The following is a 20,888-nucleotide window of genomic DNA, read 5'->3' on the forward strand; positions in this document are numbered from 1 at the left end:
ACACCCGAATCCGGGTTCACCGGACTGGCTCCGGTCTGGTCGTCACCACGCGGGCGTGGAACCTGCGATGTTTTGCCAGAGTTCGTCGTTCGGTGTACTATGAGCCTGACGCGACCTCCGACCCCTGTTCCGATGGATTATAATATTTTGGTGCCGAGGGCTACTTTATGACGACGGTCATTGTCGGAGCGGGACGCATAGGATCGAGTGTATTGGAGATGGCGATCGAGGCGAACACCGACATCACCGTCATCGAGCGGAAGCCGCAGCGCGCTCAGGGGCTCGAATCGTCCGAGCACTGCCGCGTGATCAACGACGACGCGACGGAACGGGACACGCTCCACAAAGCGCGCGTGGGCGAGGCGGACGCGATCATCGCGACGACCGAGGAAGACGCGACCAACCTGATGGTGTTGATGCTCGCCAGCGACATGGGATGCGAGAAGCTCGTCAGCGTCGTCCACAAGGAAACGAACATCCCGCTGTTCGAGCAACTGGGCGCCACGATCATCGAAAATCCTCAGCGATTGATCGCCGAGTATCTGTTTAGAGGAATTCAGGACCCCGGAATTCAAGACTTCATGCACGTCGGCGACGCCGAAAGCGACGCGGAGGTGTTCGAACTCGTCGTCGGTGAAGACGCACCGATCGTCGGGCAAACTCTCGAAGAGGCCGATGTCGCCGGGCTGCTTCCACCCAGTATGATCGTCGTGGCCGTTGAACGAAAGGGGGAGATCATCATCCCGCGCGGTGACACGGAGATCGAAATCGGCGACTTCGTCACGGTGTTCTCGAAGGACGGAATCACTCAGGAAGTTACCGTTCCGTTCGGACCCGACGACGATGATGGGGCTTCTCCGGCCGAGCATCGTGACCCATGATTTTACAACCAAATGGTTGTAAACTCGTTTAGCTTTGGGTCACGACACGAGACTCTCGGCGGGAACGTACGCGTAGTCGTCCGTCAATGCGTCCGCGTCCTCCGGAAGGAGTACCACGATCAGATACGGGACGAACTCCGTGAAATAGCTGATGAGCGCCGCGATGCGCTCAGAGTCGATCGACTCCAAGGAGTCGAGAAGCATCATCGGGACGACCTCGTGGACGTCGTGGACCAAGTACCCCGCGAGGCCTACGACGAGGCCGACGATGTTCCGCTCGCTTTCGCTCAGGTGGTCGACGGTGTCCTCGTACGCCTTCCCGTCGTCCGTTTCGCGAACGAGGTGTAGGTCGAATCGAGTTGCGGACCCCCCGCGATACCCACCGTGGCTGGCCTCGAACTCCGCTCCGGCCTTCCGTTCGATCCAGACGCGAGTGATGTTTTCGTAGTCAAGGATACCAAGAATCTCTTCCATGTGTCTATTGAACGCGGAGATGGCGTTCTCTTCCAGGTCCCTGATCTGTGTGCGTTGGTTCTCCAGATCCTCGCGAACCTCCTGCTGTTGTGACCGGAGCTGGTCCCGTTCCTGTTCGAGGCGATCCAACTCCGCGAGGTTCTCGCGAACGGTCGATAGCTCTTCTTCGATCTGTCCGCGCTCGTATTCGAGTTCGCTCAGTCGCTGATACTCCTCGATGAGTTCGCTCTCCTGTAACGACTCGTGCTCCGCGACGAACTCTTCGAGTTCTCCGAGTCGCTCCCTGACGTCCTCTCGCTCCTCCTTGAGATCGGCTATGTCGGCCTCTCGACGGTCGAACTCGGCTTCGATCTCGTCGAGCCGCCGGGTTATCTCTCGGCGACGATCGATCTGGTCCCGCAGTTCGCTCTGTTCTTCCCGGAGTTCGTCGAGTTGCGACTGTACCTCGGACCGCTCCTGCCGTTTCTCCTCGACGACGTTCCGGAGCTCGTCGAGCCGATCGGCAATCTCGCTCCGTTGGACGTCGCTCCCACAGGTCCAGCACTCCACCGTCTCGGACATCGGATCGAGCGTTGCGGTCAGCGAGTCGACGGAATCACCGGTACTCAGGAGCTCCGAATCGGCGTCCGAAACGAGATCTTCGTTGAACTCCACGATCGCGGAGAGGTCGTTGATCGTCGCGGCCAGTGATCGCTCGCGGGACGTGAGTTCTGACAGTCGCGTCTCGATCCGGTCCAGTTCCGCCTCTGACGTGTCGAGCGCATCGAGCTCCGTTTGGAGCTCGCTCTGTTCGTCTCTGAGCGCCTCGAAGGTGTCCTCCTGGGTCCGAATGCGGTTCTGGACCGATTCCAACTCCTGTTTCCGCTCCTCGAGTGACCCGAGTGCTTCCTCGACGGCCTCCGCTTGCTCCGGGTCGGCGTCGTGCTGTTCGAGCCGCTCTCGTAACTCCGTGATCTCCTGGTCCTGCTCCGCCAATTCTTCTTCCAACGACTGCTTTCGCGATACCAAGCTGGTGCGCAGATCGAGGTCGTCTTCGATGCGCCGTATCCGCTGTCCGAGCCGGTTTCGTTCGGACTGTAACTCCTCGCTCCGGCGCTGAATGGCGTCGGTATCGACGGGTCGCATAATGATATCACGCAGGTCGCCACCTTGCATGATCGCTCGACGTGCCGGATTCGACTCAGTCAACGACACGAACAGATTGATCAGATCGTCGCGATTTGAGACGGGCTCTCCGGTACGCCGTATCTCTCCCTCTTCGCGGGTGAACTCCTGTCGGTAGGTCTTTCCTCCCCAATCGATCTGAATGTATGCTTCGTCCGCGTCCGCCTTAATCGCGGGCGAACCTCCGCCCAATATTCCGGTTATCGCCGTCAGGAGTGATGTCCGACCGGTCGCGTTTCGACCTTCCAATACTGTGACCCCCGGAGTGAACTGGACCTCGCTGGCATCGAGACCGCCGATGTTTTCGGCGTATATCGTGACAACATCCCCCGGCGCGCACTGGCTCATACCCACCTCTACTTGGTAGTGGTAAATAAGCGAACCGGCCGCTATGTACTCCAGCGACTCACTCTCCGCCGGGGCAGTCACATCCGCGCTGTTCGAGAAAATTCTCGATCCGGTACGTCGACCCGCACGCGGTACAGGCGACTCTCACCGACTGCGTGACCTGCGTCGGCCGCTCCGATATCTCGTCGGCGGACCGAAGCCGTTCGAGGGTCTGTTCAATCACTCCCTCTGACCGTGCTTGGGCCCACTCGATCGTCTTTCGTGACCCTTCGATATCGGCCGTCGACTCCCGAGACGTGTCGATCTCCCTACAGTCGTGGAGGTGGTTCCGAACGGTCTGATGAGAGACGAAATCCGATTCGACTCCGTCGACATCGACATCGTTCCGTTGTAATTTCGAGCGTAACTCCGCTTGTCGGCTCCGATTCACGTCATCTCCGTGTAATACGTTGTAGATGCTATCAGCATCGCCGATCACTTCGCGGGCGGCCGAACTGAGTGCCTCCGACAGGATCTCCTTGTTTAGATACGTAGCCAGATTGCGAAGACTGTCGCCGTGATCGCGCCGTCTTATCAACTCCTGATCCAGGTTCGGAATGTGATACTCTTGAGCGATACGGCTGACCTTACAACAGGGTTCGGTGTCCTGATTCATTGATGAACCGGAGGCGACGCTATCTTACGAGTGTATCGATCATGCCATCCAGTTCAGACGTTTCGCTCTGAGCGACGAGTCGTGTGTTCACCACGAGGAGGACGTCAATCATTATCGGAAGTCGTGTTCTCAGTTGTGGCGAACTCCGCGTCGAGGCTCATCTCATCTGCCGCGATTAGCGAAATGTCCTCGATCTCGAGATCGAACCCGGACAGCTCGCTCTCCAGTTGTGAGGTGCTGTCTGTTCCAGCCACAGTTCCAACCACATGTAGATCCCCGTTCCCACTGAGTAGTTCGCGTGTTTGGACAACGTTCGGACGCCGACTAACTCGTTCGGACACTGTTTCACGAGCAGTCGCACCGGTCGAACAGATAAACAGCACCCTAAACCGTCCCAGAGTCTGGTAGCTGATGATTGGCCGGTAGTCTTCGATCACATCACTTCTCTCCAACCTATCGATCCTGTTCCGAATTGTCGCCGGTGTCACATCGACCTTGTCAGCGATATCCCGGCTTGACGTATTCCGCGCATCGGTAAAGAGGTCGCAGAGAATCTGTCTGTCCACCGTATCGATCTCCGTGATTCGTTTAGCGGTTTCTTGGTCGCTCTGAGCGTTATCCGACGGTGGCGTTTGTGTCATGACTCCGCCCAGCTATCCAACGCGCTAAAGAGTCGTTTTGTAACCGACTGGTTGAGGAGATCCGTCGCCACATCGTCGTCTTTATCGACCGGTCCGAGCAGACCGAGCGGGATCTGGCCGCCAGCCATATCGTGATGGCCGCCGGCGCTTCCGTCCTCGTCGAACGTGTCTTTGAGGAGTTCGCCGATATGTACCTGCGAGTTGTTCGTTCGCGCACTAAGATGGATGTTATCGTCGACGATACCGAATACGACGGTCGTGCTCACCCCCTCCAGCTTAAGCAAATAATCTGCTGCCTGCGGAAGGATATCCCGCTCGTGAATCCGTCCCAGTGAAGACACGAGACAAGAGCCCCGAACCTCCCGGTTGGCAATTGCGTCTCCGATTCCATTGAGTGTTTCACACGTAAACACCGAATTTGAGAGCGACTCAATAAGCGAATGGTCCGCAAGCGAGTGAAGGAAGCTCGCGGCCGCGTGTTCTGCAGCAGTGGTTTCTCGTGTGAAGCCCAGTGTCTCTCGATGTATTCCGAACAAGAGCGCCGTTGCAAGTCGCTCATCGAGTTCCAGCTCATACGCTTGTAGATACTGCGTCAGGATCGTTGCCGTCGCGCCGACATCGGGCCGATGGTCTACGTATTGCCCGCTGACTTCCTCTGAATAATGGTGATCGATCACGATATCCGGAGTCAACTCTTCCGAGACGGGGTTGTTCCGTCCTGGGATGCTATGGTCAACGAACGCGACGAGATCGAAGTCGGCTAGCGAACACTCCTCAATCGGTGTCACTTCGATATCCAACGCGTTGACCATCGCCCGGTTCTGTTGGTGAGAAATAACTCCACCATACACTATCGTTGCCGAAACAACACCCAACTGCTCAGCGATTGTTGATAGTGCCAGGGCGCTTGAGAGGCTGTCCGGATCCGGATTGTCGTGACACACCACTACGACTGATTCACTCTCTGTGAGCAGGTCATATAGACGCTGATAATCGACTGCTTGGTCGTCGATGAGGTTACCTAAGGGGGTTGCTAGTGTTGCACGATCTGTAGGTGTATTTTCTGACATCAATTCGACTCCTCGGTTGGTGAATCTGATGACTCATCCTCGATCGTACGCTCGATTGCGCGTTTCCACCTATAGTAAACCGTGTTCATCGCATCGTTTGGTTGGCGGACCATGATGATGGACACTGATGACTCCGCTGTAGGTTCTCCTCGTCTTGATGTTGCGAATAACCGATCAAGAAGGGGCTGTTCCGTTGGTGACCCCATGACGGCCACATCGTACTGCTCAATCTCTGCCAGTAGGTCATCGACAACATGCTCAACCTCTCGTGAGGTACACGTCACATTGGGGACATCCGAGAGGACGTATTCACAGACGGACAAGGCATCCACTCCACCCGCTTTGACCTGCCTCTCGGTAGTAGTGGAATACAGATGGAGTGCGTGGACTCGCGCTCCGGAGTGTCGTGCTATTGCGCGTGCCGTTTCTGCGCCAAGAACCGAATGAGTTCCCGTTCCAACAGCGAGCAGGATGTCGGATGTGCCGTTAGATGAAGCCCGGTTCTCTCCAGTGAATTCTTCTCCACTACTATCTTCTGGTCGTTGGATATCCGAATATTCGCCGAGATTCTCTATGTAGACGGCACATGAGGCGGTATCGACTATCTCATCGATGATGGAGCGATCCCAGAGTGTGGTTTCAGTGTCCTCACTTCGCGGGATGAATAACCCACTGTAGCGATCGGTTGCTGTGAGCTGTTCCACCACATTCTCAATCAGATGACCCACCACCACACTCCCGTGTACCGAAACGGATGGATAGATGCTTGCAACATCTTCTACGATCGAGGCAATCCGTTCCCGGGCCGTGGTAATCAGGCTCTCTAGCGGGGATAACTCTTCATCACCTGCCGCTACATCTACAAGTGAGAGATCACTGGGCGCGTTCAGGATAGTCGTGATAGTCACCGAACCATTCCGGTCAGCAGCGATCGAACAGGGCGTTCGTAGTAATCTGACAGCGTTGATATTGCCGTATTTCGTAGTGGTTTGCTCGGGGATTGGAACAAGGAGCTTGTACGAAGCAGCTGCCACGGGAGAGTGCTGAGTCCGATCACCAACTGGAGCACTATCTCTGTTGGTCTCCGCACAGACGGTAACCGGAATAGAGTTAGGGTCAGTCATATCTTGTGTATCTCCGTCAAATTAGGTGTCTGAATACTGTGGAACACCCAGTCATTCGAGGAATACCAGCTGCTGGACAACCCGTATCGTACTGCTGAGGTGCCAGTCGAGATACCGTCGATTGGCCCTGACCCAAAGCTGGGTATAAGCGTCATGATTGGGCGTGTTCTGATTCCGATAGTGAAGAGGAAGGCATAACATTTCCGGTCGGCCTACACAAATTTACAACAGATTGGTTGTAAACTCTTTCGGTGGGTGGTAGAATTCTAAATCCAACCCCGAATAGAAATACAGATATTCCTAGATTGACATCCTCCTCCGGCTAAAGCCGGAGGAATCCCGGGTCGTGGTAACTTAAGCATGATTCCACCAGACGGCGTGGGCTTGCAACCACGTTTCCGCGGTCGGTGGATCAACATGACTGAAACAGTTTGAAAACGAAGAGGTTCGTCGTTCTACTTCTCTAAAGATACGTTCGACGGAATTTCTGAAACCGTGTTGTTCGACACGGTAGCTATAGTTTTCGCGGCGGAGACTACCGATCAGATCGTCTGCGTCATCAACGAGAAACAGAGCGTCTTCGACATCGTGTTTCTCAGCTAATTCGGTGAGAAATTCTCGTGCGATTGGAATCGTATACGTCGGAAACAGCCGCGAATGAAGGATTTTGTTCGTCTGCGGATCAACGGCAGCGTACAGCCAGTACTACTCATCGTTGATCCGGATCGCTTTCTGATCGACCGCAACGCGATCCGGGCTCTCACCGTCAGCTGGCTGTAGCCGGCTTTCTGTACCCAATTGTGAACAGCAACACGACTTCGATCGACACCCAACTCCTCAAGAAGAATAACTGTATTTGAAAGTGATAATTTAGCAAGATGGTGGCGAATAGCCTTTTCAATGATCTCACGGGGTGTCCGCTCTCGCTCCACAAATTCCAAGTCGATCCACTCGGTAGATTCGCTGAAGCGGTTGGATTCGGACATGGAACATTCGAACTATCGACCGCCTCTTCATTAACTTAACACCGCCCGAAATTGTTCCCTGAAATATTAATATAATTGTGGTCAATTACTATGTATGAACCGGCAACAGTGTATACAACTGCTCGGTGCCGGTAGGGCCGTTTCTCTTGCTGGATGCGGTAGTGCCAGTTCTTCCGCTGATATAGCAGAGATCACTGACGAACAGCTGACACTCGCCACAGCAACGACAGTTCGTGATAGCGGACTGCTCACGGAACTGACTGCAGGTTTTCAACACCAGTTCGGAGCAGCCGTAGATGCAGTTGCGCGCGGGACTGGCGCGGCACTCGAAACGGCCCGGAACGGTGACTGTGATATCGTGCTTGTCCATGCCCGTCCGTTAGAAGACGCCTTTCTACGCGACGGATATGGTGTGAATCGCCGGGCAGTGATGCTAAACGATTTTCTCGTGGTCGGGCCACCAGACGATCCCGCCGATATCGCTGGTTTGGATCCGGTTGCTGCGTTTGAGGCTATTGCTACTACCGAAGCACCGTTTTTATCTCGGGGTGACCGCTCAGGGACGCATCTCCGTGAACGCCAGTTGTGGAGTGAGACACCTACCGAGCCGGATGGTGCGTGGTATTCTGAAACTGGCCAAGGAATGGGTGACACGCTCGTGATCGCTGCACAAGCAGGAGCGTACACACTTTGTGATCGCGGGACATTTCTGAATGTGGCTGAAGATCAACTGGTCACTTATGTTGATGGCGGTATTAAGGGTCCACCGCCGTTGCTGCGGAATGAATACGGGATCATCCCTGTGAATCCCGCCCGCCACGACGTAGCCTATTGGTTGGCGATGGCGTTTGTGGGATATCTCACGGGGTCAGGCCAAACACGCATCGACGGGTTTCGGGTCGGCGGCGAACAGGCATTTCGATCCGTGTCGAATTCCGAAATTTCCGCTTTTGAGCAATACGTCCCGAGTGATTGGAAACAGAATTCGAGGTGAACTACCCTACTCGATCGCTTGTTGAGGAAGTGGCTTAGCGCCTCTTCGGCTACATTCCGTTGAGGGGGTGGGTGTCAGCTGTCGATTTCCACTCGCTTGTGAATAGTTCCCTCTCGTTCTTTGAGATGCTGTGGGTCTCGGTCGTGATGAATTGCCGTGAGCTCAGCGACGATGCTCTGCGAGATGTGGAACGGTGTTCCCCCACCGAGATCGAGGCCGGCCGGCGTGTAAATTCGCTCCAGCTCGCTCTCACTAAACGTCCGCCCTTCCTCGCTGAACTCCGTTTGCATCTCTTCGAAGCGCTTTCGTGGCCCCATCAGCCCGACGTATTCGATCGGCGTCTCGAGCAGTTCCTCGAGGACGATCCGGTCATCGACGAAGTTGTGCGTCATCACGACCGCGTAGGTGTTTTCGTCGAATGACAGCGTTTCTCGGACCGCCGACGGCGATGTCGACAGGACGCGATCTGCGGCGGGGAACCGACTTTCCTCGGCAGCAGCTCCACGGAACGATGCCACTGTCACTCGAAAATCGACCCGTTTCGCGAGGCTCGCGACCGGTGCCACGTCGTGACCGCTCCCGAAAACGATGAGTTCGGGTGGAGAAGTAACGCTGTCGACGAACACCTCGACTGTCTCGCCGTCTCGTTCGACAGTGACGCTGTCCGATTTGTCGCGACCGACGAGCAGTTCCGCTGTCGGCGATAGCTCCTCGAGTATCCACTCCGGCCATGCTGTGGTCTCGAAGCGCAGGTCTGGTTCGTCCGAACGCGCGGTCGAGAATCCGAATGCCCGGTCGCCGAGGTCCAGTCGGCCGTCGTCGGCGGTGAGGACGGTTAACACGGCGGTGTCCTCGCCGCGCTGGTAGGCGTCGACGACGGGGCGATAGCGGTCGTCCAGCGGTTCGAGAAGGATGTCGATGACGCCGTTACAGCCGACTCCCAGTCCCCACACGTCGTCGTCGCCAGTCAGGTCGAACCGTTTGATTCGCGGCTCGCTGTCCGCTAACACCTGTGTCGCCAGTTCCAGCACTTCGTCTTCGAGACAGCCCGCCGTGATCGAGCCGACACCGTCACCGTCGTCAACGATCACCATCTTCGCGCCAGGGCGTCGATAGGCGCTGCCCTCGACCGCGACGACGGTCGCCAACACCGCGTTCCGCTCGTCGAGCCCCTCGGCGATAGCGTCCATCACCTCCGTCTCGGGGACGCTCCAGTCGCCGGCTGTCATGTCGGGCACCTCGTGTCCTGTTCGATCCGGTCGTTCGTCGTTCGCTGAGTCATGGTTCTGTCTTCGTGTCGCGTCGGGTCGGTTCCCGCCGTCGGCGCGGATCGTACTCCAAGCCGATCCGGCCGCCGGCCCCGTACTGTTCCAGTTGCCGCGCGATCTCGAGGATGTCGTCAGGATCGATGAACGCGAAGAGACCGTCGACGGACGGAAGCGCGGCTGCCATCCCCGCCGGCGTCGGCTCGTATCCCGGGGTGGCGGCGAGCGGATTGAGCCACAACACGGCCCGAGAGCGGCTCGCGAGCCACGTCATTTCGCGCTCTAAGTCCGCCACGTCGCCCATCTCCAGTCCATCACTGACGACGAGCACGACGGTTCGCCGGTCGATAGCCTCCGAATGCTCTCGCCTGACGCTTTCGACGGTGTGACCGATCCGCGTGCCGCCGCCCCAACTCGTCTCTGCACGTTCAAGCGCCTGCACGGCCTCAGCGGTTGTCGGCTCGTCGAACGCCGTCGTCACGTCCCGCACGTCGCTATCGAAAAAGAACACTCGACTACGGCGGACCCGGACCGTGAGCGTTCGGAGGAATCGCAGCAGGAACCCTCGGTCGACGACGTCGAGCACCGACTGCGAGACGTCCGCGAGGACGACCACCCGCACCGCCGTCTCGCGGCGGGACCGCTCGGGCAACGAGACGACCGCCCCGCCGGTGGCGACGCTCTGACGGAGGGCACGGCGCGGGTCCGTCCGACCGCCGGTCCCCGCACGCTGCCAGCGACGACCTCGGAGCGACGCGAGCGCCCCGATGAACCGATCCACCGCGGCGTCCAACGGTTCGTCGTCGACGAGCGCACGCATGTTAACGGTAACCATTTCGGGGCGTCCGGCGGGGCTGTACGTCGCAGTCGTGCCCTCCGCCTCGCCATCTGGCGGTCCGGGATCGATCGCGCTCCGCAGAAACGGCAGATCACCATCCTCTAACTCGTCTCCCCGGTCCGCCTCGGCCGTGGTCGCCTCAGTAGTCTTGCTGGCTGGGGTGTTCTCGGCGCCGAGCGGAGCCAGCGCGCCGTCCGGGGTGTCGTCAAGCGATTCGTCTGTCGTATCGCTATCGAGGTGCGCGCCGATCCGCCGCCAGAACTCTCCGAACAGCCTGTCGAACGTCTCGACATCCTCCGCGCGGGTGATGAGCGCGGCCCGGAGCGCGGCCCGGGCGCGCCCCTCGTCGTCGAATCCGACTTCGACGAGCGCCTGCGCTCCGACGATGCCGGCGTTGGCGGGGACGTTGACGCCGGCCCGTCGGAGCGCGCGGACGAACGTCACGAGCGCCTCGAGCACCTCGTCGCGGATTCCGGCCGCGTCGGGCACGCCGTCGCTGTCACTCGGGAGCATGGTTACTCACTACCTCGCGCTTGCTTGGCGGTCTCCGCGAGCGTTTCCAGCATCGTTTGGTCGATCCGAGCCACGTCGTCGACTTCTTTCAGGAGACAGCCGATCGTGTGTTCGATTTCCACCGTCGAGAGCGGCTCCGCACCGTTGTCGGCCCGGAGCTGAGCGATCGCCCGCGCCCAGTCCAGCGTCTCCGCGACGCCCGGCTGTTTCCGGAGCGGTTCCTGCCGGAGCCGCTGGGTGACGGCACACAGCTCGGCCGCGATCGCGCCGTCCAGTTCCGGCACCTTGCGCTCGACTATCGACTTCTCCTTCTCGAAGCTCGGCGGTTCGACGTGGAGGAAGAGACACCGACGTTTGAGCGCGTCACTCAGCGCACGCGTCCGATTCGAGGTGATGATGACGACCGGCGGAGTGGTCGCTTGCACCGTCCCGAGTTCCGGGATCGACACTTGAAAGTCCGACAGCACCTCGAGGAGGAGCGCCTCGAACTCCTCGTCGGCGCGATCCACCTCGTCGATGAGCAGAACCGGCGGGCGGTCGCCGCTGCTGGAGAGCGCCCGCAAAAGGGGCCGCTCGAGCAGGTATTCCTCGTTGAACACCGAGTTTCCATCGTCAACGCCGCCCTCATCGGCCTGAATCGTCAACAGCTGCTTCGTGTAATTCCACTCGTACAGCGCGTTCTCGGCCGCCAGCCCCTCGTAACACTGAAGCCTGATGAGTTCCGTGTCGAAGCCTGCCGCGATCACTTTCGCGAGTTCCGTCTTACCGGCGCCGGGCTCCCCTTCGACCAGCAGCGGGCGACCGAGCCGAAGTGCCAGAAGCACCGTCGTCACGATCTCGTCGTCGGCCACGTAGTCGGTCGCCTCGAACGCCGCCCGGAGGTCCTCCTCGCCGACGTCGTCGAACCCGGTTGACCCTGTCGCGTCTCGGTCTGCCGGCGCGCTCGATTCGTCCGTCATGGCAGTCTGGTCGCGACCAAATACTCGCGGGTCGGTGGCGTCTCCGATCGCGCCTCGGTCCGGCCCACGGCGCGGCGGTGCGGCGGCCGAGTCACGCTGGGACGGTTGCGCCGGCGCGTTCGGCCGCCCGTTCGAGCGCTCGCTCGGTGTAGACCCCGAGCAGGTGAGCGCGGTACTCCGACGACGCCTGAATGTCGTCCATCGCCATCGAGACGTCGAGGTCGTCGGTCGCCCGCTCGGCCGCGGCCTCGATGGCGTCTTCGGTGAGGGACTCGCCCTTGATGGCGTCCTCAACGGGAGCGAGCCGGACACCGTGGTCCATCACCCCGTTGGCCCCGATCCGAGCGTTCGTGACCACCCCGCCGTCGACCTCGAGCCGGGCGGCGACGCCGATCAGCGCGTACCCCGAGGAAGGGCTCGGCTTCTTCACGTACGCGCCGCCCGCCGACTCGTTCGTGCGCGGGACCTCGACCCGCGTGAGGAGCTCGTCTTCCCCGAGGTCGGTCATGTACATCGCGATGAAGAAGTTGTCGGCGTCGATCCGACGCTCTCCGTCTCGATCTTCGGCGACGAGCGTCAGGTCGCTCGCGATGGCCGCGCCCGGAAGGTCCGAAGCCGGGTCCGCGTGCGCCAGGTTGCCGCCGATGGTGCCGCGGTTGCGAACCTGCGTGTCGCCGACCTCGCTCGCGGCCTCGGCCAGCGCGGTCGCGCCCTCCCACAGCTCGTCCGTGTCGTCGATCGCCGCGTAGGTCGTCAGCGCGCCGAGGCTGGTCGTGTCGCCATTGTGTTCGATGCCCTGCATCGACTCGATGTGGCCGATGTCGACGACGACGTCCGGGTCCGCCAGCCCGCTTTTCATCGTCGGAAGCAGGCTGTGACCGCCGGCCAGCACCTCCGCGTCCGGGTGCTCGTCCAGCAGGTCGAGCGCGTGTTCGACACTGTCGGCGCGGAGATAATCGAACTCACCCGGGTACATCAGTGCTCACCTCCGTTCTCGTGGATGGCACGCCAGACCTTCTCGTCTTTCAGCGGCATGTCGATGTGGTCGACGCCGAACGGTTCCAACGCGTCGACGACCGCGTTGACGACGGCCTGCGGCGCGGCGATCGTGCCGGCCTCGCCGACGCCCTTGACTCCGAGCGGGTTGTGCGGCGACGGCGTCACCGTCGAATCGGTCTCCATCTCCGGGATGTGCTCTGCTTTCGGCACCGCGTAGTCCTGCATCGATCCCGTCAAGAGCTGGCCGTTGTCGTCGTACTCGGCGGCCTCGTAGAGCGCCTGGCCGATCCCCTGTGCGACGCCGCCGTGGATCTGGCCCTCGACGATCTTCGGGTTGATCTGGTTGCCGACGTCGTCGACGGCGACGTACCGCTCGAACTCGATTTCGCCGGTGTCCGGAGTGACCTCGACAACTGCGGCGTGCATCCCGAACGGGAACACGAAGTTGTCCGGATCGTAGAAGCTCGTCGCCTCCAGCCCCGGCTCCACGCCGTCGGGCATGTCGTGGGCGAGGTACGCCTGTTCGGCGATCTCCGTGATGTGCATCGAGCGATCCGGCGCCCCGGTGACGTGGAACTCGCCGTTGTCGAACTCGATGTCCGCCTCGCTTGCTTCGAGCTGGTGCGCCGCGATCGACTTGGCTTTCTCGACGACCTTCTGTGAGCTCTTGACGAGCGAGCTCCCGCCGACCGCCGCCGACCGAGAGCCGTACGTGCCCATCCCCTGCGGGATCTCGTCGGTGTCGCCCTCGACGACGTCGATGTCCTCGTAGTCGATCCCGAGCTCGTTGGCGACGATCTGTGCGTACGTCGTGTCGTGGCCCTGGCCGTGCCCGGAGGTACCGCAGTAGGCGGTGACGGTCCCGGACGGCTGGAACCGCACCAGCGACGACTCCCACAGCCCGGCCTGTGCGCCGAGCTGACCGGCGAGCTCCGAGGGTGCAAGTCCGCAGGCCTCGATGTATGCTGAAAAGCCGACACCGAGATATTTGCCGTCCTCGCGGGCTTCGCGCTGACGCTCACGGAAGTCCTCGTAGTCGAGCATCTCCAGCGCGCGATCGAGCGTCTTCTCGTACTCGCCGCTGTCGTAGACGACGGCGACCTCCGTCTCGTAGGGGAAGGCGTCGTCCGGCACGAAGTTCTGGCGACGGAACTCGGCCGGGTCCATGTCCATCTCCTTCGCGGCAAGCTGGATCAGCCGCTCGACGACGAACGACGCCTCGGGGCGGCCGGCGCCCCGGTAGGCGTCGACCGGCGGGACGTTCGTGAACGCACCCGTTACCTCGCAGTGGATGGCCGGGATGTCGTACTGACCCGACAGCAGGGTGCCGTAGAGGTAGGTCGGGACTGACGGCGCGAACGTCGAGAGGTAAGCGCCGAGGTTCGCCTCGGTCTCGACTTTCAGGCCGACGATGTTTCCGTCGTCGTCCATCGCGATCTCGCCGCGGGTCTCGTGACCGCGCCCTTGCGCATCAGTCAGGTAGGTCTCTGAACGCGTGGCGACCCATTTCACCGGCCGCTCAACCTGCTTCGCGGCCAACGCGGCCAGCGCTTCGTCGGCGTAGTGGTGGATCTTGCTCCCGAAGCCGCCGCCGACATCGGGCGCTCGGATCTGGAGCTTGTGTTCCGGGTGATCGATGACCCCGGACATGAGCAGTCGGTGGAGGTGTGGATTCTGGGTCGTCATCGCGACCTCCAGCTCCTCGGTCGAGGGGTTGTAGTCCGCAACGGCGGCGCGGGGCTCCATCGCGTTCGGGATGAGCAGCTGATTCTCCAGATCGACGCTGGCCGTGTGGCTGGCGTCCTCGAAGGCCGCGCTGGTCTTCTCGGCGTCCCCGATTTCCCACTCGAAGGCGGTGTTGCCGGGCGCGTCCTCGTGGAGGTCGGGCGCGCCGTTCAGGGCCTCACGCGGGCTGGTCACCGCCTCCAGCCGCTCGTAGTCGACGTCGATAGCGTCGACGGCGTCGTGGGCGACGTACCGCTCCTCGGCGATCACGACGGCGATCCCGTCGCCTTGGTAGCGAACGCGGTCGCTCGCGAGAATCGGGTGATCGACCTGCTTCAGCGTGTCGAGGAGCCACCCCGTCGGCACGTTCCCCGGCACGTCGACGTCCTCGGCGGTGTAGACCGCGACCACGTCGTCCATGGCCTCCGCGGCGCTCGTGTCGACGCCGTCGATCGCCGCGTGGGCGTGTTGGCTCCGCTTGACCGCCATGTGAGTCATCTGCGGGAGCTGGATGTCGTCGGTGTACTCGGCGTCACCCGTCAACAGCGCGGGGTCCTCCCGGCGTTCGATGGCCGACCCGAGGATGTCGGCGGCGTCGACGTCGTCCGGATCGACGGATTCGACGCTCATTTCAGTCGTCCCCCTGGGCGCTGGCGCCCATCTTCTCCGCAGCGTTCTCGACCGCGTTGACGATGTTCTGGTACCCCGTACACCGACAGAGGTTCCCCTCCAAGGCCTCGCGGATCTCCTCGTCGCTCGGGTCCGGGTTCTCCTCCAGCAGCTGCGTCGCCGTCATCATCATTCCGGGCGTGCAGTAGCCGCACTGGAGGCCGTGTTCCTCCTGGAACCCCTCCTGTATCGGGTGGAACTCGCCGCCCTCGGCGAGCCCCTCGACGGTTGTCACCTCTTGGCCGTCGGCCTGTGCGGCAAGCACCGTGCAGGACTTGACGGCGTCGCCGTCAAGGTGGACCGTACAGGCTCCGCACATGGTACTCTCACACCCGACGTTGAGGCCGGTGTATCCCAGCTGCTCCCGCAAAGCGTGGACCAGCAGCTCTCGTGATTCGACGTTCAGTTCGTGGTCTGTCCCGTTTACCGTGAGTGTGATTTCGTGTTCTGCCATGGGTGTCCGCGATTCGTGGGCCGCTGGTCGCCGCAAACCAGGGCAATTCGTGGTTCGGCCGCCGCGACCGGGCTGTACATGGGTGTTCGGGTCACAGTAGGTTCCGGACACGGTCGCGGAGGCCCTCCGAGTCGTCCTCCTCCGCGACCTCGGTTAGGCGGTCCTCGACGCTGCCGAAGAACCGACTGACAACTCGGTTGGCCACCGGGCTGATGACCCGCTGTCCCATCTGGGCGATTTTGCCGAAGACGTCGGCCTCTGCCTCCCACTCGATGTCGACACCTTCGTCGGTCTCCACGAGAGTCATCCCCGACGACATCTCGAACGAGGAGTCAGTCGCGCTCCCCTCGCCGGAGGCGTTCATCGCCGGGAGCTCCCGTTCGTCGATCGTGACGACCGTCTGGAAGCTCGGCTTGACGCTACCGACACTGATCTGCATCAGCGCGGCGTAGTGGCCGCCCTCCTCGAAGGCTCGCTCCGAGATGTCTTCCGGGGCAGCTTCGGGCAACGTCGGCGGGTCCTCGTCCGGCTCCCGCTCCCCGAGTGCCTCGAAGTCCACGTCGTCTGGGTCCTCGACCCGCGTCAGGAACTGACATCCCGGCAAGCACTGTTTGATCAGGAACGGGTCCGACAGCGCCAGCCACACCTCTTCTGTCGACACGTCTTCGATCGTGAACGTTCCCTCGAACTCCACGTTCAGTCGACCTCGATTCGTCCCGTGCTGTTTATTAACGTGGTTAGTGTTACCATTCTACCGTGCTGAAAACCAGGTTCGCTTACATAATAAAATATGGTGGAGGTAAAGTAACTGGTAATGGATACGTCCGATCCGTTCTCGTAACTTGTTTCGATCCGTCGTCGGCAGAACGGACGCCTCGACGCTCGGTCGTTCGGCAGACCACGACCCCGGGGGTCGTCGCGTGACCAACCACGGACTCACGGGACGATCGACGGCGGCGCGACGGCTACTCGCCGAGCGAGCGCGACTGCTCGATGACGGCCCGACAGAGGTGGTTCCGCTGCCGGCAATCGAGGGACGATCGCTCGCCGAGCCGGTCGTCGCCAACGTCGATGTCCCCGCTCACGACGTGGCGACGATGGACGGATTCGCGTTCGCGGCCGACGGCCCGTTCCCGTTACGGGTGCGCGACACCGCCGTCGCCCCCGAAGACGACCCGCCGTCACTCAGTCCCGGTGAAGCCGTTCCGATCGCGACCGGAGCACCACTCCCGTCGGAGGCGACGGCGGTGCTGAAACGCGAGGACGCGGACCGCGAGGAGGACATCCTCTCCGGACCGTCGCTCGACGCCGGAACGAACGTGTACCGACGAGGAACCACCGTCGCCGCCGGCGAGAGGCTCGTCGAACCCAGCGAGACGCTCACCCCCAAAGACGCCGCGTTACTTCGGGACGTAGGTCGGAGCGAGGTCCTCGTAGCCGAACGGTTCTCCGTCGCCGTGCTGGCGACCGGCACTGAGATCCACGAGGGCGTGCAACCCGACCGAGACTCCGAGATGCTCGCAGGGCTCGTCGACGCGTGGGGACACGCTCCGACGCTCGCCGGGAGCGTCCCCGACAAACCGGACCGCATTCGGGATCGGATCGATGGCCTCGCGGACGACCACGACATCGTGGTGACCACGGGCGGAACGAGCGTCGGGCGCGGCGATCACGTGGTCGCCGCGCTCGACAACCTCGGTGAGATCCTGTTCCGCGGCGTCTCACTCCGACCCGGACGTCCGGTGACAGCCGCCCGCCTTGACGACGAAACGGTCGCCCTCGCGCTCCCGGGCAAGCCGGTCGCCGCGTTTCTGGCTGCGACGCTCGTCTGCCGCCCGCTGTTCGACGGACCGATCGTTTCGGAGGCGCCTCCCACGCTGACGGCGTCGCTCCGACGTGACCTCGACGTGCCCGACGACGATCTCGAATATGCCGTTCCCGTGACGCTGACCGATGTGGGTGCGATGCCGCTCGGACACGTCGACTCGGCGCTGCCAATCTTCGAGCGTCGGTTCAGACCGGGCCGGCTCGCCGCGAGTACCCGAGCCACCCGTGCGGACGCCGTCTGGCTCACAGAACAAGGTGGTGAGGAGGACGAACCGATCGCCGTCATCCCAATGGAGAACCTCCAGTGACCGACAGTCTGCCTGTCGTCGAGCCGCCCTTCGACCGCGACACCGAACGGGAATCGTCATCGTCCGTATCACTGGCCGACAAATCTCCCATTATCGGTGTCGTCCTCGCAGCCGGCACGAGCTCTCGCTTCGGTGATCGGAACAAGCTCCTCCTGACGTGGCGAGAGGAGCCGCTTGTCCGTCATGCGGCTCGCACCCTCTGTGAGTCCGTCGTTGACGACGTCGTCGTCGTTACCGGCCACGAGCACGAGCGGGTCACAACCGCCGTTGGAGACCTCGACGTGACCGCCGTTCACAACGATGCGTACGAGGCTGGACAGGCAACAACCGTCCGCCGAGGTGTGGCAGCCGTCCGCGACCGGAACGGCGCAGCCGCCCTCATCGCGCTCGGTGACATGCCGCTCGTCTCTGTCGAGAGCGTCGATCGTCTCGTGGCGGCCTATAGAGCGGGTGCCGGCGATGCGCTTGCCGCCTGTTGCGAGGGCGTTCGGGGCAACCCGGTGTTGTTCGACGACCGGCACTTCGATGCCCTCTCAGACGTCGCTGGGGATATCGGGGGTCGTGAGATTCTGTTGACTGACGATCGGTCTGTACTCGTCGAAACCGGTGATGAAGGCGTTCTCACGGATGTCGATCGGCATGGAGACTTGGAAAAACTGCAGGAGCGGCGGTGAGCTTCGCAACGAGATGGGAGAAATGAGCGGTCGTGCAAGTAGTTGGTCTGAGCGACCAGTTACTCGCCAGAGTTGTTACCATTACAGGCTGATTCGCGTTCCTCACGACCGTCTCAGCGACGCTCCCCAATAAGCAGATAGATGCGCAGGTTCTTCAGTCAATCTCCCTCTCGAAACAGGGAATTCAGTCACAAATCCAGTAGCCGCCTTTAGCGAGAGGCGTCGTGGAGGCGGTTCACGGGAGCGCTGTCCGGAGGTCTTCACGAAGGTCATCGACATCTTCGATACCGACCGACATCCGTACGAGGTTTTCGGGGATCTCGGCGGTAGCTGGCCCGTGACCGATCTCATCGGGAATCATCAGTGACGGTACCTCGATCAAACTCTCGACGCCACCGAGGCTCGCTCCGGGAGTGAATATCTCGAGCCCTTCGACGAACGCTTCGATCTCGGTGAGCGTGCCGTCGAACTCGAAGGAGAGCATCCCGCTATACCCGGGCATCTGTTCGGCGGCGAGGTCGTGTTGTGGGTGGCTTTCGAGCCCCGGGTAGTGAACGCGATCGACCCAGTCGTGGTCCTCAAGAAGTCGAGCCACCGCCAGCGCGTTCTCCTCGTGGTCTTCCATCCGTGTCGGCAACGTCTTGATCCCTCTTGCAACGAGATAACAGTCGAACGGCGCGAGCATATTACCGAGCCCGGTTTGCTGGGAAAACGCTAGGTTCTCGAACACCGCATCGTCGTCGGTGATGACGGCGCCACCAGTCGAGTCGGAGTGACCATTGAGGTACTTGGTGGTGCTGTGGACGACGACGTCTGCACCCAGTTCGAGCGGCGCTTGGAAATACGGACTTGCGAAGGTGCTATCAACCCCGAACGCGACATCGTGATCCTGAGCGATGTCGGCTATCGAGCGGACGTCACACAGACGCACTAGCGGATTCGACGGCGTCTCTACCCAGATCAGGTCAGTGTCTGAATCAACTACCGTAGCGACGTTGTCGGGCTCGCGGGCGTCGATGAAGTCAACGTCGATCCCGAAGTGTCCCGCTAGCATTTCTGTGAGCAGCGTTTCAGTACCGCTATAGACGGAGTCCGACGACACGATGTGACCCCCCGGCGGAACCAGCGATAGCATCGTCGTCGAGATAGCGGCCATCCCCGAAGCGAACACCAATCCATGCTCGCCGCCTTCGAGGCGGGCGATCTGGTCTTCCAAAGCCGCCCGCGTTGGATTGCTCTCGCGCGAGTACGCGTGTTCAGTGACTTCGTCAGACCCAGCCCACTCGAAGGTGGTCGAGAGGTGTAGTGGCGGAATGACGTCGCTTGGTCCACCTTCCGCGGGACGTATCCCGTTTGGACCTGATCCGACGGCAAGCGTTCTGAATTGGTGCTCGGGGGAACGGTTAGTATCTCGTGTCATAGACGAATCGTCGTGAATTCGTTTGAGTTATCCACCTACGAGAGCAAACAGGTGTCGATGTATCTCGTCACGTTTCGTCTTGACCCGGGAGAGTACGACGAGGAATTCCACGAACTGAACGACACGATACAGGCAGCTGCCGAAGACACAGACGGGTTTCTCGGTAAACGCACGTGGAACGACCTCGAAAGTGACGAGGTTCTCGTTGTCTACTACTGGGAATCACTAGACGCACTCGAATCGTTTGGAGCGGATGCAGACCACAAGCGAGCAAAGCAACGGTGGACTGAGTGGTACGACGCGTACGAAGTCACCGTTACGGAAGTACTCGAGCAGTACGGGAGCGGGTTCGGTGACGACGCAGACCCTCCCAATGAGGTCACCGAACCCCGGTAACCGCCAGAGATACCGATCCGATTGTGGCGTGGCGCTGTTCGAGCGGTTCTATCTCGTCATTCGGGCGAATACGCCCGCTTTCGAGGATGTCCGCCCGAAGCCCGCCCCGGTGAGCCAGCGGCTCCAACACATCCTTCTCGATGAAGTCTTGGAGATATCCGCAGGGTTCACAGAGTCGGTCGCCTCGACAGATGGCGTCTCCGACACGGAAGCGCTTGCCGACGAGATGGTTGAGTGCGGCGTCACGGGTGATGATATTCCGCCGGTGTTCGCCGGGACTGAGTTCGACACCTGCCTCGCGCTCAATACCGTCGATTGCTTCTCGCTCGATGAGCGTTACGTCATAGCCACTGGGGCGTTCCTCATCCGGCCCCCACGTGACGAAAGTCCCCGTCTCAATTTCGCTGAAAGTACGTGTTTACCCCGAGGTCTCGACAGCCGGCACAGCGTGAGCCCGTGACATAACCTCATTATTGCTGACGACTCGACGAAGTTCTTCGTATG

The 20,888-nt window shown here is 61.0% G+C and carries 18 protein-coding genes and 2 pseudogenes; 5 read left to right on the forward strand and 15 right to left on the reverse strand.

Annotated elements, in window-relative coordinates:
- Positions 1-167 precede the first annotated feature (167 nt).
- Positions 168-881 carry a potassium channel family protein gene (locus ESO89_RS15400; protein WP_128906338.1) on the forward strand — a complete coding sequence of 238 codons (714 nt, stop codon included), beginning with the start codon at positions 168-170 and terminating at the stop codon, positions 879-881.
- Between the two features lie 39 nt (positions 882-920).
- Here ESO89_RS15400 and ESO89_RS15405 read toward each other — a convergent pair whose 3' ends face one another.
- The 6 genes and pseudogenes from ESO89_RS15405 to ESO89_RS15430 form a co-directional block, all read right to left on the reverse strand.
- Positions 921-2,867, reverse strand: a complete 1,947-nt coding sequence (locus ESO89_RS15405) for an archaea-specific SMC-related protein (RefSeq protein WP_128906339.1) — start codon at positions 2,865-2,867, stop codon at positions 921-923.
- 58 nt (positions 2,868-2,925) lie between these two features.
- Entirely contained in the window at positions 2,926-3,522 is a 597-nt protein-coding gene (gene rdfA, locus ESO89_RS15410) for a rod-determining factor RdfA (protein ID WP_128906340.1), read from the reverse strand.
- 104 nt (positions 3,523-3,626) lie between these two features.
- Positions 3,627-4,163 (reverse strand): Lrp/AsnC family transcriptional regulator, encoded by a 537-nt coding sequence (locus ESO89_RS15415; protein ID WP_128906341.1) that lies wholly within the window; start codon positions 4,161-4,163, stop codon positions 3,627-3,629.
- Positions 4,160-5,233 (reverse strand): DHH family phosphoesterase, encoded by a 1,074-nt coding sequence (locus ESO89_RS15420; RefSeq protein WP_128906342.1) that lies wholly within the window; start codon positions 5,231-5,233, stop codon positions 4,160-4,162. The genes ESO89_RS15415 and ESO89_RS15420 overlap by 4 nt, the downstream gene beginning before the upstream one ends.
- A complete protein-coding gene (locus ESO89_RS15425; RefSeq protein ID WP_128906343.1) occupies positions 5,233-6,357 on the reverse strand; it encodes a universal stress protein in 1,125 nt (374 codons plus the stop codon). Before ESO89_RS15425 ends, ESO89_RS15420 begins: the two co-directional genes overlap by 1 nt.
- 354 nt (positions 6,358-6,711) lie before the next feature.
- A pseudogene (locus ESO89_RS15430) lies at positions 6,712-7,343 on the reverse strand (IS6 family transposase).
- 94 nt (positions 7,344-7,437) lie between these two features.
- On the opposite strand from ESO89_RS15430, the gene ESO89_RS15435 reads away from it, so the two are divergent.
- Positions 7,438-8,337 carry a substrate-binding domain-containing protein gene (locus tag ESO89_RS15435; RefSeq protein ID WP_128906344.1) on the forward strand — a complete coding sequence of 300 codons (900 nt, stop codon included), beginning with the start codon at positions 7,438-7,440 and terminating at the stop codon, positions 8,335-8,337.
- Between the two features lie 74 nt (positions 8,338-8,411).
- On the opposite strand, the gene ESO89_RS15440 is transcribed toward ESO89_RS15435, so the two are convergent.
- From ESO89_RS15440 to ESO89_RS15470, 7 genes are all read right to left on the reverse strand, one after another.
- Entirely contained in the window at positions 8,412-9,566 is a 1,155-nt protein-coding gene (locus tag ESO89_RS15440; RefSeq protein WP_128906345.1) for an XdhC family protein, read from the reverse strand.
- A 49-nt stretch (positions 9,567-9,615) separates the two neighbouring features.
- Positions 9,616-10,953 carry a vWA domain-containing protein gene (locus ESO89_RS15445; protein WP_128906346.1) on the reverse strand — a complete coding sequence of 446 codons (1,338 nt, stop codon included), beginning with the start codon at positions 10,951-10,953 and terminating at the stop codon, positions 9,616-9,618.
- A 2-nt stretch (positions 10,954-10,955) separates the two neighbouring features.
- Positions 10,956-11,912 (reverse strand): AAA family ATPase, encoded by a 957-nt coding sequence (locus ESO89_RS15450; RefSeq protein WP_128906347.1) that lies wholly within the window; start codon positions 11,910-11,912, stop codon positions 10,956-10,958.
- A 91-nt stretch (positions 11,913-12,003) separates the two neighbouring features.
- A complete protein-coding gene (locus ESO89_RS15455; protein WP_128906348.1) occupies positions 12,004-12,888 on the reverse strand; it encodes an FAD binding domain-containing protein in 885 nt (294 codons plus the stop codon).
- Positions 12,888-15,266 (reverse strand): xanthine dehydrogenase family protein molybdopterin-binding subunit, encoded by a 2,379-nt coding sequence (locus tag ESO89_RS15460; RefSeq protein ID WP_128906349.1) that lies wholly within the window; start codon positions 15,264-15,266, stop codon positions 12,888-12,890. The genes ESO89_RS15455 and ESO89_RS15460 overlap by 1 nt, the downstream gene beginning before the upstream one ends.
- A 1-nt stretch (position 15,267) precedes the next feature.
- Positions 15,268-15,759, reverse strand: a complete 492-nt coding sequence (locus ESO89_RS15465) for a (2Fe-2S)-binding protein (RefSeq protein ID WP_128906350.1) — start codon at positions 15,757-15,759, stop codon at positions 15,268-15,270.
- Positions 15,760-15,850: 91 nt separating this feature from the next.
- Positions 15,851-16,453 carry a CoxG family protein gene (locus tag ESO89_RS15470; RefSeq protein WP_128906351.1) on the reverse strand — a complete coding sequence of 201 codons (603 nt, stop codon included), beginning with the start codon at positions 16,451-16,453 and terminating at the stop codon, positions 15,851-15,853.
- Between the two features lie 226 nt (positions 16,454-16,679).
- Here ESO89_RS15470 and ESO89_RS15475 point away from each other — a divergent pair, with 226 nt between their 5' ends.
- Positions 16,680-17,894, forward strand: coding sequence for a molybdopterin molybdotransferase MoeA (locus ESO89_RS15475; RefSeq protein ID WP_128906352.1), 1,215 nt, complete (start codon positions 16,680-16,682; stop codon positions 17,892-17,894).
- Positions 17,891-18,568 carry a nucleotidyltransferase family protein gene (locus ESO89_RS15480; RefSeq protein WP_241686259.1) on the forward strand — a complete coding sequence of 226 codons (678 nt, stop codon included), beginning with the start codon at positions 17,891-17,893 and terminating at the stop codon, positions 18,566-18,568. Before ESO89_RS15475 ends, ESO89_RS15480 begins: the two co-directional genes overlap by 4 nt.
- 235 nt (positions 18,569-18,803) lie before the next feature.
- Here ESO89_RS15480 and ESO89_RS15485 read toward each other — a convergent pair whose 3' ends face one another.
- On the reverse strand, positions 18,804-19,988 hold the full coding sequence (locus ESO89_RS15485) for a trans-sulfuration enzyme family protein (RefSeq protein WP_128906353.1): 1,185 nt from the start codon (positions 19,986-19,988) through the stop codon (positions 18,804-18,806).
- Between the two features lie 57 nt (positions 19,989-20,045).
- Here ESO89_RS15485 and ESO89_RS15490 point away from each other — a divergent pair, with 57 nt between their 5' ends.
- Entirely contained in the window at positions 20,046-20,384 is a 339-nt protein-coding gene (locus ESO89_RS15490; protein WP_128906355.1) for an antibiotic biosynthesis monooxygenase family protein, read from the forward strand.
- Here ESO89_RS15490 and ESO89_RS15495 read toward each other — a convergent pair.
- Positions 20,368-20,799, reverse strand: a pseudogene (locus ESO89_RS15495) (MOSC domain-containing protein); the annotation flags it as partial. The gene ESO89_RS15490 and the pseudogene ESO89_RS15495 sit on opposite strands and share 17 nt — an antisense overlap.
- Positions 20,800-20,888: the final 89 nt, after the last annotated feature.

The organism is Halorubrum amylolyticum, assembly GCF_004114995.1.
Taxonomy (GTDB): domain Archaea; phylum Halobacteriota; class Halobacteria; order Halobacteriales; family Haloferacaceae; genus Halorubrum; species Halorubrum amylolyticum.